Source organism: Pseudomonas sp. BIGb0164 (assembly GCF_024810135.1).
Lineage (GTDB): Bacteria > Pseudomonadota > Gammaproteobacteria > Pseudomonadales > Pseudomonadaceae > Aquipseudomonas.
In genome coordinates, this window is the sequence record NZ_JANUEA010000003.1 from 749674 (window position 1) to 763649 (window position 13976).

Annotated in this window: 14 protein-coding genes; 7 read left to right on the forward strand and 7 right to left on the reverse strand. The window is 61.4% G+C overall.

The window, feature by feature from the left end:
• Nucleotides 1-52: 52 nt before the first annotated feature.
• The 4 genes from M2394_RS11280 to M2394_RS11295 are packed head-to-tail and all read right to left on the reverse strand — an operon-like array spanning nt 53 to nt 2858.
• Complete coding sequence (locus tag M2394_RS11280; protein WP_178923928.1) at nt 53-772, reverse strand: PA5502 family lipoprotein; 720 nt, start codon at nt 770-772, stop codon at nt 53-55.
• Between the two features lie 37 nt (nt 773-809).
• Nucleotides 810-1598 carry a zinc ABC transporter permease subunit ZnuB gene (znuB, locus tag M2394_RS11285; RefSeq protein WP_016969536.1) on the reverse strand — a complete coding sequence of 263 codons (789 nt, stop codon included), beginning with the start codon at nt 1596-1598 and terminating at the stop codon, nt 810-812.
• A complete protein-coding gene (gene znuC / locus M2394_RS11290) occupies nt 1591-2376 on the reverse strand; it encodes a zinc ABC transporter ATP-binding protein ZnuC (protein ID WP_178923926.1) in 786 nt (261 codons plus the stop codon). Before znuC ends, znuB begins: the two co-directional genes overlap by 8 nt.
• Nucleotides 2376-2858, reverse strand: a complete 483-nt coding sequence (locus tag M2394_RS11295) for a Fur family transcriptional regulator (RefSeq protein ID WP_372339939.1) — start codon at nt 2856-2858, stop codon at nt 2376-2378. Before M2394_RS11295 ends, znuC begins: the two co-directional genes overlap by 1 nt.
• 58 nt (nt 2859-2916) lie before the next feature.
• Here M2394_RS11295 and M2394_RS11300 point away from each other — a divergent pair, with 58 nt between their 5' ends.
• Nucleotides 2917-3846, forward strand: a complete 930-nt coding sequence (locus M2394_RS11300) for a zinc ABC transporter substrate-binding protein (protein WP_259172502.1) — start codon at nt 2917-2919, stop codon at nt 3844-3846.
• 128 nt (nt 3847-3974) lie between these two features.
• On the opposite strand, the gene M2394_RS11305 is transcribed toward M2394_RS11300, so the two are convergent.
• Nucleotides 3975-4928, reverse strand: coding sequence for a homoserine kinase (locus M2394_RS11305; RefSeq protein ID WP_259172503.1), 954 nt, complete (start codon nt 4926-4928; stop codon nt 3975-3977).
• A 56-nt stretch (nt 4929-4984) separates the two neighbouring features.
• Nucleotides 4985-5275 (reverse strand): DUF2782 domain-containing protein, encoded by a 291-nt coding sequence (locus tag M2394_RS11310; protein ID WP_016969541.1) that lies wholly within the window; start codon nt 5273-5275, stop codon nt 4985-4987.
• Between the two features lie 74 nt (nt 5276-5349).
• Here M2394_RS11310 and polA point away from each other — a divergent pair, with 74 nt between their 5' ends.
• A complete protein-coding gene (gene polA / locus M2394_RS11315) occupies nt 5350-8133 on the forward strand; it encodes a DNA polymerase I (RefSeq protein WP_259172505.1) in 2784 nt (927 codons plus the stop codon).
• Nucleotides 8134-8402: 269 nt separating this feature from the next.
• On the opposite strand, the gene yihA is transcribed toward polA, so the two are convergent.
• Nucleotides 8403-9044, reverse strand: a complete 642-nt coding sequence (gene yihA / locus M2394_RS11320; RefSeq protein WP_025854318.1) for a ribosome biogenesis GTP-binding protein YihA/YsxC — start codon at nt 9042-9044, stop codon at nt 8403-8405.
• Between the two features lie 192 nt (nt 9045-9236).
• On the opposite strand from yihA, the gene M2394_RS11325 reads away from it, so the two are divergent.
• From M2394_RS11325 to M2394_RS11345, 5 genes are all read left to right on the forward strand, one after another.
• Nucleotides 9237-9539 (forward strand): cytochrome c5 family protein, encoded by a 303-nt coding sequence (locus tag M2394_RS11325; RefSeq protein ID WP_259172507.1) that lies wholly within the window; start codon nt 9237-9239, stop codon nt 9537-9539.
• A gap of 35 nt (nt 9540-9574) precedes the next feature.
• Nucleotides 9575-10180, forward strand: coding sequence for a cytochrome c (locus M2394_RS11330; protein ID WP_259172509.1), 606 nt, complete (start codon nt 9575-9577; stop codon nt 10178-10180).
• Nucleotides 10181-10348: 168 nt separating this feature from the next.
• Entirely contained in the window at nt 10349-10984 is a 636-nt protein-coding gene (gene dsbA / locus M2394_RS11335) for a thiol:disulfide interchange protein DsbA (protein WP_178923910.1), read from the forward strand.
• Nucleotides 10985-10991: 7 nt separating this feature from the next.
• Entirely contained in the window at nt 10992-11873 is an 882-nt protein-coding gene (locus M2394_RS11340; protein ID WP_178923993.1) for an endonuclease/exonuclease/phosphatase family protein, read from the forward strand.
• A complete protein-coding gene (locus M2394_RS11345) occupies nt 11870-13948 on the forward strand; it encodes a diguanylate cyclase (RefSeq protein WP_259172510.1) in 2079 nt (692 codons plus the stop codon). The genes M2394_RS11340 and M2394_RS11345 overlap by 4 nt, the downstream gene beginning before the upstream one ends.
• Nucleotides 13949-13976 lie beyond the last annotated feature (28 nt).

Consider the following 13976-nt stretch of genomic DNA (forward strand, 5'->3'; position numbering starts at 1 on the left):
AGTGTGAATACATTCAAATGTGGGAGCTGGCTTGCCTGCGATGCTTTTTGCTTTATTGCGCCTTGCGCGGAATCAGCACGACCTGCGCCGGAATCTTTTTCAAGATCTGCCGGTGAATCTTCAAGTCATACGCCGAATCAATGCGCTTCACCCGTTTGGTCAGCAAAGTGGCCAACCATGGGTAATCCTCGGTGCGCGGCGCCTGGATGCTCACGTCGCACTGGTAGTTCACCACGTCGGTGGCGATGGCATCGAGCTGATGGCGAAGTTCTTCGATATCCGTGAGGTTCAGTGCCACCGTCGTGCTCTCAGCGGCAGGGTCGATGACCTTGGCGACGGGCTTGGCTTCGGCGGCCTTCAGGGCGGCCTCGGCTTTATCCAGCTCGGCTTTGCGGGCGTGGCTGATGGCGCTGTTGACGCCACCGGTGAGTGCCGGTGCCTTGGGCATTAGCGCACGGGCACGGCTGAGGGCGGTCGCGGCAGCGTTGACGTCACCTTTTTGCAACACGATCTGGCTGCGTTGCAGATAGGCTTCGGCCAATTGGCGCTGGTAGGGTTCCAGCGTCGGGTCGTTGGGCGACTGGGCTTGCAGCGCGGCCAGTTCGTCTTCGGCGGTGGCCAGCTCGCTGCTGGCCAGGTTTTGTTCCAGCTGCGCGATGGCCGCAGCGCGTGCGTCCGGGACCTCGGGGGCCGCGGGCGGTGTGCTTTGACAGGCGCCCAGCAGCAGGGAAAATGCGGCAAGGAGCAGATAACGGGAGGTGAACGGCTTCATTCCTGCGACTCTCTATTTGCGCAAAAAGCGAGCAAGTCTACACCCCTCGACGGGGCAGGACAAAACTCAGCAGAAACAGGGCGGCGGCCGTGACCACAATCGATGGCCCGGCCGGCGTGTCCTTGAACCAGGACAGCGCCAGGCCCCCGCACACGGCAAGCATCCCCAACAGGCTGGCGCCGATCGCCATTTGCTCCGGTGAGCGGGCATGGCGCTGGGCGGCGGCGGCGGGAATGATCAGCAGCGACGTGATCAACAATACGCCGACAATCTTCATCGCGACAGCGATCACCACCGCAATCAACAGCATCAAGGCCATGCGCAGGGTCGGCACGGGCAAGCCTTCGACCGTGGCCAGTTCTTCGTGCACGGTGATGGCCAGCAGTGGGCGCCACAGGGCGACCAGCAAGACCAGCACGGCCGCGCTGCCGCCGAGGATCCAGGCCAGGTCGGTGGTGCTGATGGCCAGCAGGTCGCCGAACAGGTAGGCCATCAGGTCGATGCGCACTTCATGCATGAAGCTCAGCACCACCAGGCCCAGGGACAGCGTGCTGGGCGCCAGGATGCCGAGCAGGGTGTCGGAGGCCAGCGGCTGGCGCTGTTGCAGGGTCACCAGCAGTACCGCCAGCAGCAGGCAGCCAACCGTTACGGCGATGGTCGGGCTGACATCCAGCAGGAAACCCATGGCCACGCCCAACAGCGCGGCATGGGACAACGTGTCGCCGAAATAGGCCATGCGGCGCCAGACCACGAACGAGCCCAACGGGCCCGCCACCAACGCCAAAGCCAAGCCTGCCAGCAGGGCGTACAGCAGAAAATCAGCCATGCTTGCAGCTATCTCCATGAACGTGGGTGTGGGGTGTTGCGGGATCGTCGACCACAGCGCCATGCAGGTCATGGGCGTGGTCGTGATGGTGATGATAAATCGCCAGGCTCTGGGCGTTCTTGCCGAACAGCTCGACAAACGCCGGGTCGCCGCTGACTTGCTCCGGGTGGCCGGAGCAGCACACGTGGCGGTTGAGGCACACCACCTGATCCGTGGTGCTCATCACCAGGTGCAGGTCGTGGGAAACCATCAGCACGCCGCAGCCGTGGCGGTCGCGCAGGCGGGTGATCAGGCTGTAGAGTTCGGCCTGGCCGGCGACGTCGACGCCTTGTACGGGTTCATCCAGCACCAGCAGTTCCGGTTCGCGTAACAGCGCGCGGGCCAGCAGCACGCGCTGCATCTCGCCGCCGGAGATGCTTTGCACCGGGCTGTCGATCACCTGTTCGGCGCCGACTTCCTTGAGTGCCGACAGCGCGCGGGCACGGTCCACGCCGGGCACCAGGCGCAGGAAACGCAGCACGGAGAGCGGCAGTGTCGGGTCGACGTGCAGCTTCTGGGGCATGTAGCCGACGCGCAGCTTGGGTTTGCGCCACACCGTGCCGCTGTCGGGCTTGAGCAGGCCAAGCACCGCGCGCACCAGGGTGGTCTTGCCGGCGCCATTGGGGCCGATCAGGGTGACGATCTGCCCGGGCTCTACGCTGAGCGCGATGTTATCCAGCACGTTTTGCCCGGCGAATGTGACCCCGACCTGCTCCAGGCGGATTAACGCGTTGCTCATCAAGCCCCCTGGCAGCCCGAGCACAGGCCGACCACTTCGACCGTTTGCCCTTCGACCTTGAAGCCGACCTCGGTAGAGCTTTTGATGATGGCGTCACTGATGCTTTTTTGTTCAAGCTCGATGGCGGCGTGGCACTCGCGGCAGATCAGGAACTGGCCCTGATGAGCGTGTTCCGGGTGGCTGCAGCCGACAAAGGCGTTGAGCGAGGCGATGCGGTGCACCAGGCCGTTTTCCAGCAGGAAGTCCAGCGCACGGTATACGGTCGGCGGCGCGGCGCGGCGGCCGTCCTGTTCGCTGAGCACACCCAGGATGTCGTAGGCGCCCAGCGGCTTGTGGCTCTGCCACACCAGTTCCAGCACGCGACGACGCAGGGCAGTCAGGCGCAACCCCTTCTGCGTGCAGAGGGTGTCGGCTTCCGACAGCGCGGTATGCACGCAGTGAGAGTGGTCATGGGGACGGCTGGCAAGCGGTGTTTTAGGCATGAGCGGCGACAGACATTTGATAGAGACGTTATTATGTTACCCGTTCCTACGCCATTGAGTGGTCATCGTGTCCCGACTTTTTCCCGTTTTTGTCGTATTTGTCACCAGTTTGTTCATCGCAGGTGCCGCTCAGGCTGAAGTCAAGGTACTGACCAGCATCAAGCCGCTGCAGCTGATTGCCGCTGCTGTACAGGATGGCGTGGCCATTCCGGAAGTGTTGCTGCCGCCGGGTGCTTCGCCGCATAACTATGCGTTGCGCCCATCCGACGTACGGCGTGTGCAATCGGTGGACCTGCTGTACTGGATCGGCCCGGACATGGAAAGCTTCCTGCCGCGTGTACTCAAGGGGCGCAGCCTGCCAACCGTGGCCGTGCAGGATCTGCCGGGCATGAAGTTGCGTCGTTTTGCCGAAGATAGCCACTCCCATGCCGATGATGCCGACGAACATGACCACGATCATCGCCCAGGCAGCCTGGATGCGCACTTGTGGTTGTCGACGGTGAATGCCCGAGTGATCGCGGCGCGCATGGCGGCCGACCTGAGTTCGGCCGACCCGGCCAATGCGGCGCGGTACCAAAGCAACGTGAAGGCGTTCGATGAACGACTGGATGCGCTGGATGCCCGTCTGAAGGCTCGCCTGGCAACCGTGGGTGATAAACCCTACTTCGTTTTCCACGAAGCCTTCGACTACTTCGAAGACGCCTACGGGCTCCAGCACACCGGCGTGTTCAGTGTGGCCGCCGAAGTGCAGCCTGGCGCCCAGCATGTGGCGGCGATGCGCACACGATTGCAGGAGGTGGGTAAGACGTGTGTGTTCAGCGAGCCGCCATTGCGTCCGCGCCTGGCCGAGACCTTAGTGGCCGGCCTGCCGGTGAAGCTGGCGGAGCTGGATGCGCTGGGTGGGTACACGCCCGCCACCGCTCAGGGGTATGAACAGGTGCTGGAGAAGCTGGGTAACGATTTGGCGGGTTGCCTGGAGTCGCTCTAACCGTCACTGCATGATCCTGTGGGAGCTGGCTTGCCTGCGATAGCGTCAGGCAAGCCAGCATCTCTGTTGCTGGCCCACCGCTATCACAGGCAAGCCAGCTCCCACATTTTTTGACCGAGTTGATCTTCTTATAGCGCGAACGGAAGTTGCAGAGTGACCTGCTGACGCTGCGCCAAACGGTGCTCGAACTCGGCGGGGTCATGGATCAACACATCCTGCCCGGCAAACGACTCGGCAGCGATCAGCCGTGACAGCCAGAACCGCACGCACGCCACGCGCAACATGGTCGGCCACAGCTCGGCTTCTTTCGCCGTAAACGGTCGCAGGCTCGCGTAGGCACCCAGCAACGCGCGGGCACGCGGGCCATCGATCACGCCGTTCGCGTCCGAACACCAGTCATTGAGGGCGATTGCCACGTCGTACAGCATCGGACCTGAGCAGGCGTTGTAGAAGTCGATCAGGCCTGTGAGGTGCGTGCCTTCGAACATCGCGTTGTCGCGGAACAGGTCCGCGTGCACGTTGGCGCGTGGCAGGGCGAGGATTTCGGCCTTGTGCGCATCGATTTCGGTCAGCGCGTCTTGCAGCAGTCGCTGCTGTGCATCGTTGAGGTGTGAAATCAACTGCGCACCTTCACTGAGCATCCAGTCGAGCCCGCGATCCGTCTTGCGCTCCAGCACTTTCTCGCCTTGGGTGGCCAGGTGCAGGTGGCCGAGCAGGTCACCGACCTGGGCGCAATGCTGGGCGTTGGCGTCCTTGATGTGCTTGCCGGCCAAGCGCGGTTGCAGCAGCGCCGGTTTGCCTTTGAGTTCGCGCAATGCCACGCCGTCGGTGGTGCGCAGCGCGTAAGGCACGGGCAAGTCGGCGTCGTGGAGCACGTCGAGCAGTTCGATGAAGAACGGCATTTCCGCGACCGGGCCGCGTTCAACCAGGGTCAGGACGAACTCGCCCTGTTCCAGGCTGACGAAAAAATTGGTGTTTTCGCTACCGGCGGCAATTCCCTGGAAATCAAGCAGGCGGCCGAGCCCGTAAGGGGCGAGAAAGGTTTCCAGCTCGGGCCGAGCCAGGGGGGTGAACACAGACATGGTTAAAACTGCCAGTACGGGCGCCGCGGTGCGCGGCGCCAATTGAAGTTAAGAAATCATTTCCATTCGAAGATCTTCCATGACGGGATCAGCATATCCGGCTGGTCAGAGCGGATGAAGTTCGCATCCGTTCCGTCCGCGCGTACCAGGAAATACGGAGGTGCGCCTTTTGGGGTTACCTTGATCGCATACAGGAAGCCGTTTTGGCGGTATTCCCGGATTTCCTTGTCGCCTTCGGTGCGGATCGTGACATCCGGGTCTCCCGAGGGCGCGCTGTCGGCTGCCGTGGCGGCCAGCGGCAAGAATGCAATCAAGCCGGTCAACAACAAGCGATTCGCTGTACGCATGATAACCTTGTCCCTTTGTCGTCATTGGTCCGGCTATTCTAGCGCCTGACCCGCCGAAAAGGTTGATCCTGCTCATGAGCCAAGCCCCCCTCGTCCTGGTGGACGGTTCTTCATATCTGTACCGCGCCTTCCACGCGTTGCCACCGCTGACCACCTCCAAAGGCCTGCCGACCGGTGCGGTCAAGGGCGTGTTGAACATGCTCAAAAGCCTGCGCAAGCAGTACCCGGACAGCCCGTTCGCGGTTGTGTTCGACGCCAAGGGTGGGACCTTTCGCGACGACATGTACGCCGAATACAAGGCCAACCGCCCGAGCATGCCCGATGACATGCGTGTGCAGATCGAGCCGCTGCACCAGAGCGTGATCGCACTGGGTTTCCCATTGCTGTGCGTCGAAGGCGTTGAGGCCGATGACGTGATCGGCACCTTGGCCCGCAGCAGCGCGGCGGCCAGCCGGCCGGTGGTGATTTCCACCGGCGACAAGGACATGGCGCAACTGGTCGACGGGCACATTACCTTGGTCAACACCATGACCGGTAGCTCGATGGACATCGAGGGCGTAAAGGAGAAATTTGGCGTCGCTCCGGAGCAGATCATCGACTATCTGGCGCTGATGGGCGATTCCTCCGACAACATCCCGGGTGTTCCGGGTATTGGTCCCAAGACGGCGTCCGGCTTGCTGGTGGGCGTGAATGGCGGGATCAAAGAGCTGTATGAGCAGCTGGATATCGTGCCGACCCTGCCGATCCGGGGTGCCAAGACGCTGCCGGCCAAGCTGGAAGAACACAAGGAAATGGCGTTTCTTTCCTACCAGTTGGCGACGATCAAGTGCGATGTGGCGCTGGACGTGGGCCTGGACGATCTGCATCTGATTGAGCCGGATCGGGAAAAACTGCTGGAGCTCTATACGCTGCTTGAGTTCAAGAGCTGGATCGATGAGGTTCAGCGCGATGCCAAGCGTGTAGAGCTCAGCGCGGCACCAGCAGCCGAGGCGGTTGTTGAAGAGGTTGCGGCGGCGCCTGTCGAGGCGAGCTACACCACGATCCTTGATCAGGCGACGTTTGATCGTTGGCTGAAGAAGCTCAACGACGCCAAATTGTTTGCCTTTGATACCGAAACCACCGGGATCGACGCGCAACAGGCGCAGTTGGTCGGGGTTTCCTTTGCTGTACAGCCCCATGAAGCGGCCTACATCCCGCTGACCCATTCCTACATCGGCGCGCCGCAGCAGTTGGATCGCGACACGGTATTGCTGGCGCTCAAACCGCTGCTGGAAGACCCAGCCAAGCTCAAGGTTGGCCAGCACGCCAAGTTTGACATGAACATTTTAGCCAACTGCGCCATCGGTGGTGACCCTGCGCAAGGCATTACCGTGCGCGGCATCGCGTTCGACACCATGCTCGAATCCTACGTGCTGAATTCCACCGCGACCCGCCATGACATGGACAGCCTGGCCAAGAAGTACTTGGACTACGATACCGTTGCCTTCCAGGACATCGCGGGCAAAGGCGCCAAACAGCTGACGTTCGACCAGATCGCGCTGGAACAAGCTGGCCCGTATGCGGCGGAAGACGCCGATGTCACTTTGCGCCTGCACCAAGAGCTGTTTGCGCAACTGTCAGCCATCCCGAGCCTGGCGAGTGTGCTCACGGATATCGAAGTCCCGTTGGTGCCCGTGCTGGCGCGTATCGAGCGCCAGGGGGCGCTGGTCGACAAGGATCTGCTGGGCATCCAGAGCGTTGAGTTGGGCAACAAAATGGTCGAGCTGGAGCGCGAGGCGTTCGAGATCGCCGGCGAAGAGTTCAACCTAGGCTCGCCCAAGCAACTCGGTGCGATTCTCTACGAGAAGCTGGGTTTGCCCGTCTTGAAGAAGACCGGCAAGGGCCAGGCCTCCACAGCCGAAGAAGTGTTGGCCAAGCTGGCCGAGGACGACTTCCTGCTGCCCAAGGTGCTGATGCAGTACCGCAGCATGAGCAAATTGAAGAGCACCTACACCGACCGTCTGCCGGAGCAGATCAACCCGCGTACCGGGCGTATTCATACGTCCTATCACCAGGCTGTGGCGGCGACCGGGCGTTTGTCTTCCAGTGATCCGAACCTGCAGAACATTCCGGTGCGCACCGCCGAGGGCCGGCGGATTCGCCAGGCGTTCGTCGCGCCCAAGGGTTACAAGCTGTTGGCGGCGGACTATTCGCAGATCGAGCTGCGCATCATGGCCCACTTGTCCAAGGACGAAGGGCTGATGAATGCCTTCCGTAACGACCTGGACGTGCACACGGCGACGGCGGCGGAAGTGTTCAAGGTTGAGCTGGCCGAGGTCACCTCCAATCAGCGTCGCAGCGCCAAGGCGATCAACTTTGGCCTGATCTATGGCATGGGTGCGCAGAAGCTGGGCAAGGACATTGGCGTTGACACCAAGACGGCCAAGGCCTACATCGACGTCTACTTCGCCCGCTACCCGGGTGTGCGTGAGTACATGGAGCGCACCCGCGCCCAGGCGGCCGACCAGGGTTATGTCGAGACCTTCTTCGGGCGTCGCCTGTATCTGCCGGATATCAACTCCAACAAACCTCAGGAGCGCGCCGCTGCGGAGCGCACGGCGATCAACGCGCCGATGCAGGGCACGGCGGCTGACATCATCAAGAAGGCCATGGTGCGGGTGGATAACTGGCTGACTGAGTCAGGCCTGGATGCCAAGGTGATCCTGCAGGTGCACGATGAGCTGGTGCTTGAGGTGCGTGAGGATCTGGTCGAAGAGGTGAACAAGAAGATTCGCGAGCACATGAGTGCCGCAGCAGCGCTGGACGTGCCCTTGGTGGTGGACGTGGGCGTTGGTGATAACTGGGACGAAGCGCACTGATTCAGGGGATTTGCCACCACCTGGCGTGGTGGCAGAGTGCTTTAGATCAGATATCGCCGTCAGTTATTTCCAATAGTTTTTTGAACCTGCCGGAACTTAACCCGTGAACTGCTACTCAGAGTTACTGAATGGGTGGTGAAGCCCTTCAATGCTCCTATGTTGTGTTAAGTGTTGGCAGATATCTGGACCCCGCCCTAGCGGTCCGGAACTTGAACCCCGAACTTCCCCTCCCCATACGAAGTCCGGGGTTTTTTTTGCCCGCAGAAAAGTTATTCCGCGATTTCAGCGCCTTTGTCTGCCAATTCCATCCAGCCGGCCAGCACGGTGTAAGCCTCTTCCAGGCCCATGCGTTTTGGCGCCGAGAACAGCTGGATGGTGATCGCATCACCCCACCCTTTACGGATTTCGGACTGCACTTTGAGCAAGGTGTTCTTGGCAGCGCCGTAAGTGAGCTTGTCGGCCTTGGTCAGCAGAATATGCATCGGCATGCCGCTGGCGACGGCCCAGTCGAGCATCAGCAGGTCGAAGTCGGTCATCGGGTGGCGGATGTCCATCATCAGGATCAGACCCTTCAAACTCTCGCGGCCACCCAAGTAAGCCTCCAGGTGACGCTGCCAGTGCAGCTTCAACGGGATAGGTACTTTTGCGTATCCGTAGCCCGGCAGGTCGACCAGACGCCGATCATCGTCTAGCTTGAAGAAATTGAGGAGTTGCGTGCGGCCTGGGGTTTTCGAGGTACGGGCCAGGCTGGCGTGGGTCAGGGTGTTCAATGCGCTGGATTTGCCAGCGTTGGAACGACCGGCAAAGGCGACTTCAAAGCCTTCGTCATCGGGGCATTGGTCAACTTTGGCGGCGCTGAGCATGAACGTGGACTGTTGGCACAGGCCGAGGATGGGATTCTTGAGTTGCATGAGATTTCCGATGTGGGCGGTGCCGAGAAAGGGTGCGGCAAGCGGTGTCGTTTCCGTTTCAGTAGCGCCAGTATATAATGCCGCAGATTTTGTGTGTGCTTTGTCCCAGCGAAGGATGAAGTTCACGGGAGCGATAGACCTTTATTGCGCATTAGAACGCAAAACGCTCTCAAACCCTGAACTGGTCGACGTATGACCAAGTGGTTGCTTGCTGTCGGTGTCCTGATTCCGCTTTACGGCGCTCAGGCTACACAGGATCCCGAAGCGGTGTACAACCGAGTTTGCGTGGCTTGCCATGCCGGCCAGTTGCCCAACGCCCCCAAACGGGGTGACCAGGCAGCGTGGGCGCCAAGATTGGCGCAGGGCATGGACACGCTGGTGCAACACGTGACCCAGGGTTTCAAGGCGATGCCGCCGCGTGGTTTGTGCATGGACTGCAGTACTGAGGATTACCAGGCCATCATTGAAATGATGGTGAGTAAACCCGGTAGATAACTCTATAAACCCCTTAGCCGTAGTTGGATTAGCTGATGAACAAACTGATCGTGAGTCTGCTGTTGACCCTGGGCATCACCGGTGTTGCCCATGCTGCAGGCGACGCTACAGCGGGCCAGGCGAAAGCCGCCGTATGTGGTGCTTGCCATGGACCGGATGGCAACAGCCTGGCGCCGAACTTTCCCAAACTGGCCGGCCAGGGCGAGCGTTACCTGACCAAGCAGATGCACGACATCAAGGACGGCAAGCGCACGGTACTGGAAATGACCGGCTTGCTGACCAACCTCAGCGATCAGGACCTGGCAGATATCGCGGCGTATTTTGCCAGCCAGAAAGGCAGTGTGGGAGCTGCCGATCCAAAAGTCGTGGCCCACGGTGAAGAACTGTTCCGTGGCGGCAACCTGGAAAAAGGCATGCCTTCGTGCATCGGTTGCCACTCGCCTAACGGCGCAGGCCTTGCCGCTGCTGGCTTCCCGCACTTGAGCGGCCAGCACGCGCAGTACATCGCCAAGCAGCTGACGGACTTCCGTGAAGGCAATCGCACCAACGACGGCGATGCCAAAATCATGCAAACCATCTCCAATAAAATGAGCAACAAGGACATTGAGGCGGTTTCCCAGTACATCCAGGGTCTGCACTGATACAAATACGACGTTAACGCTCGATTAATCCGTCGATGCAAGCATAAAAAGGGTGGCTTAGGCCGCCCTTTTTTGTGGCCGGTGCCGTTACACTAACGAACTCATGCCCGCGTAGACCTGTCACAACAAAGGTCGCGTGAGGCGACTTTATTTGTCCAGGAGTAAAGCATGCGTAATCTGATCCTCAGCGCCGCTCTCGTCACTGCCAGCCTCTTCGGCATGACCGCACAAGCTGCCGACGTGCCGCTTGAAGCCGGTAAAACCTACGTTGAATTGGCCAACCCGGTGCCGGTCTCGGTGCCTGGCAAGATCGAAGTGGTAGAGCTGTTCTGGTACGGCTGCCCGCATTGCTACGCCTTTGAGCCGACCATCAACCCTTGGGTCGAAAAACTCCCGTCCGACGTCAACTTCAAGCGCATCCCGGCCATGTTCGGCGGCCCATGGGACGCCCACGGCCAACTGTTCCTGACCCTGGAAGCCATGGGTGTTGAGCACAAGGTCCACAACGCGGTGTTTGACGCGATCCAGAAACAAGGCAAGCGCCTGACCAAGCCGGAAGAGATGGCTGACTTCGTTGCCACCCAAGGCGTCGACAAGGACAAGTTCCTCGCCACCTTCAATTCCTTCGCTATCCAGGGCCAGATCAAGCAGGCCAAGGAACTGGCGCAGAAGTACGGCGTGCAAGGCGTACCGACCATGATCGTCAACGGCAAATACCGTTTCGACCTGGGCACCTCCGGTGGTCCTGAGCAGACGCTGAATGTTGCCGACCAGCTGATCGCCAAAGAGCGCGCAGCCAAGTAAGGGGGCCATCATGCGCCGCTGGGGGACTGAACGCGTCGTCGGCCTGCATGACCCGCAGGTCAACGAGCACCACCTGGAGTCCACGGGCCTGCCGGCAGACAGCCGTCTGCGCCTGCTCAGCTTCAATATCCAGGTGGGCATCAGTACCGAGAAGTACCGGCATTACCTCACCCGTGGCTGGCAGCACCTGCTGCCCCACAACGGACGTGCCGGCAACCTGCAAAAGATCGGCAACCTGTTGAGCGACTTCGACCTCGTCGCCTTGCAGGAAGCCGATGGCGGCAGCATCCGCTCGGGCTACATCAACCAGGTGGAACACCTGGCCCAGCTCGGCGCATTCCCTTACTGGTACCAGCAACTCAATCGCAACCTCGGGCGCCTGGCGCAGCACAGCAATGGCGTGCTCAGCCGCTTGAAGCCATGGGCTATCGAAGACCACCCGCTGCCAGGCCCGAAGGGCCGGGGCGCGATCCTCGTGCGCTTTGGCGAAGGCCCGGAAGCCTTGGTGGTGGTGATGATGCATCTGGCGCTCGGGGCGCGTACCCGCACGATGCAACTGGCCTACATCCGAGAGCTGATCGGCAATTACAAACACCAGGTGCTGATGGGGGACATGAACACCCACGCCAGCGACCTGCTACAGAATTCCCCGCTGCGAGACCTTGGGTTACTGGCGCCGCAAGTCGAAGCCACCTTTCCCAGCTGGCGCCCGCAGCGCTGCCTCGACCATATCCTGCTCAGCCCGACCCTCACGCTCGAAAGCGTGCAGGTCCTGGCGCAGCCCATCTCCGATCACCTGCCGGTCGCGGTAGAGATTCGTCTGCCGGGTTCGCTCACGGCTGATGCATTGCCCGCGTTGAGCCCCGGCCCTCGCGGACCCCTTGCATGAGCGACGACGCCCAGCGCTGGAAAGAAAAATACCTCAAGAGCATCGAGCAGCAGGACAAGCTCGAACGCCGCTGGGCTGCCCGCCTCGACCTGCTGCGCCGAGGGCTGGTACGCAGCACACTGGCCGCTGAGGGCACCGACCGCGCCGTTGATCAGTGCATGAAGGAGATGCGTGATGTTGTCCGCACCGACGACATGGATGCCGCCCTCGCCGCCCTGCTGCCACGCCTTGAAAAAGCCGTGCTCGACTCTGAACAGCGCCGCGAAACCCGGGTTGACCAGATCAGCACCGCGCTCACCGCACTGGTTGCACAGTTGCAGAAGCTGCCACTGCCGCGCGAAGTGGCCCGGCCGCTGAAAACCTTCGCCAAGCAGTTGGACGGGCGCGTCGGCCAGGCGCGGGAGATCCCGCTGCTGCTCAGTGAGCTGAGCAGCCTGCAAGGGCAAGCGTTGGATAACCTGGAGCCAGACGGCGAAACCCCACGCTCGGGGCCTGGTTTGCTGCAGCGGTTGTTTGGTGCAAAAGAGGTTGCCAATGACCCCCCGGCAGTCGAGCCGGCATCAGATCCTGCGCCGAAGCCCGCGTCTTCCAAGCTGCACTCGGAGCCTGAGCCTCAGGCACCTGCACAATCCGAAGAGTTGACCCAAGCGTTGCGCGCCTTTGCGCCTTTGCCGCAGGCAGCCGTCGCCGCGCCGCCTGAGCCGCCTACGCCTGTCAGTGTGGCTGCGCCCCCCAAGGTGCTAGAGGCAGCCAGTGAAGCATTGGCCTTCGAGGCCCCCGCGCAAGCGGCGCCCAAGGCTGCGCCTGTCGAGGCACCTGAACCCGAGGTGATTGAACCTGCGGTCGAAGATCCCGCCCCCGAAAGTGCCCTCGCGGCGTTTATCGAACCACCGCCGGTTCAGGACGATGCGCCGGATGAAACCTCAATCGGCAGCCTGTCGCTTCCGCCTGTTCTGGAAAGCGCCGAGCCTGACCCTGACGCGTTGCAGTCGGACGGCGTGTACGCCTTGCCCGACTCGCCCGAGCCGTCCTACAGCTCGGTGGCCAAGCATATCGAAGACACCTTGCTAGGCCTGCTGGAAGACCTCTCGCTGCCCGAACGCCACCGTCCCCAGGCCGAAGCCATGCGTGAGCGCCTAGCCCATGGTTTGAACTGGTATGAACTGCTGCCGATCCTCGATGATTTGGCGGTGTTGATGCTGGCAATCACCGACAGTGGCCAGCATGAGTTCGAGGCCTATCTCAAGCAGCTCAACGAACGACTGGAAGCCTTCCAGGGCCATCTGCAGGTTGCCAGCGATGGTCATGCCGACAGCCGCTCGGCTGCACGGGAGCTGGACACGCAGATTCGTGAGCAGGTCGACGGTTTGCAAAGCAGCGTGCAGGACGCGGCCGACCTCGACAGCCTCAAGCAGGTGCTGGAGAGCCACCTCGAAGGCTTGCTTGGCACCATGGACCAACACCAGCAGCAGCGTGACCAGCGTGAGCAGGAAGTGGCGGCGCGCTTGAAAGGCTTGGCTGAGCGCGTGGCGAATATGGAGCAGGAGGCCCAGGGCTATCGCGAGCACCTGGAGGTGCAGCGCCAGAAGGCCTTGATCGACCCGCTGACCGGGCTGCCCAACCGTGCGGCGTGGAGCGAGCGCCTCGACCATGAGGTCAATGCCTGGCACCAGCGTGGCAACAGCCTGTCGCTGGCCATGCTCGACCTGGACCACTTCAAGCGCATCAACGATGGCTACGGCCACCTGGCGGGCGATAAAGTGCTCAAGATCATTGCCAGTGTGCTGCGCAAACGCCTGCGACCCACCGATTTTATTGCGCGCTTCGGCGGTGAAGAGTTTGTGTTGCTGATGCCCAACTCATCCCTGGCCGATGCGCTGGCGGCCGGTGAGATGTTGCGCCAGGCCATCGAAGCGTGCCCTTTCCACTTCAAGGGTGAGCCGGTGACGATCACGGTATCCATGGGCGTGGCACAGTTCCAGCCCGGTGAGCGCAGCGACTTGGCGCTCAAGCGTGCCGATGAGGCGTTGTATCGGGCCAAAGCGGCAGGGCGCAATCAGGTGCAGGCGGCCTAAAAGATGTTCCATTTTGTAATTTGACCGC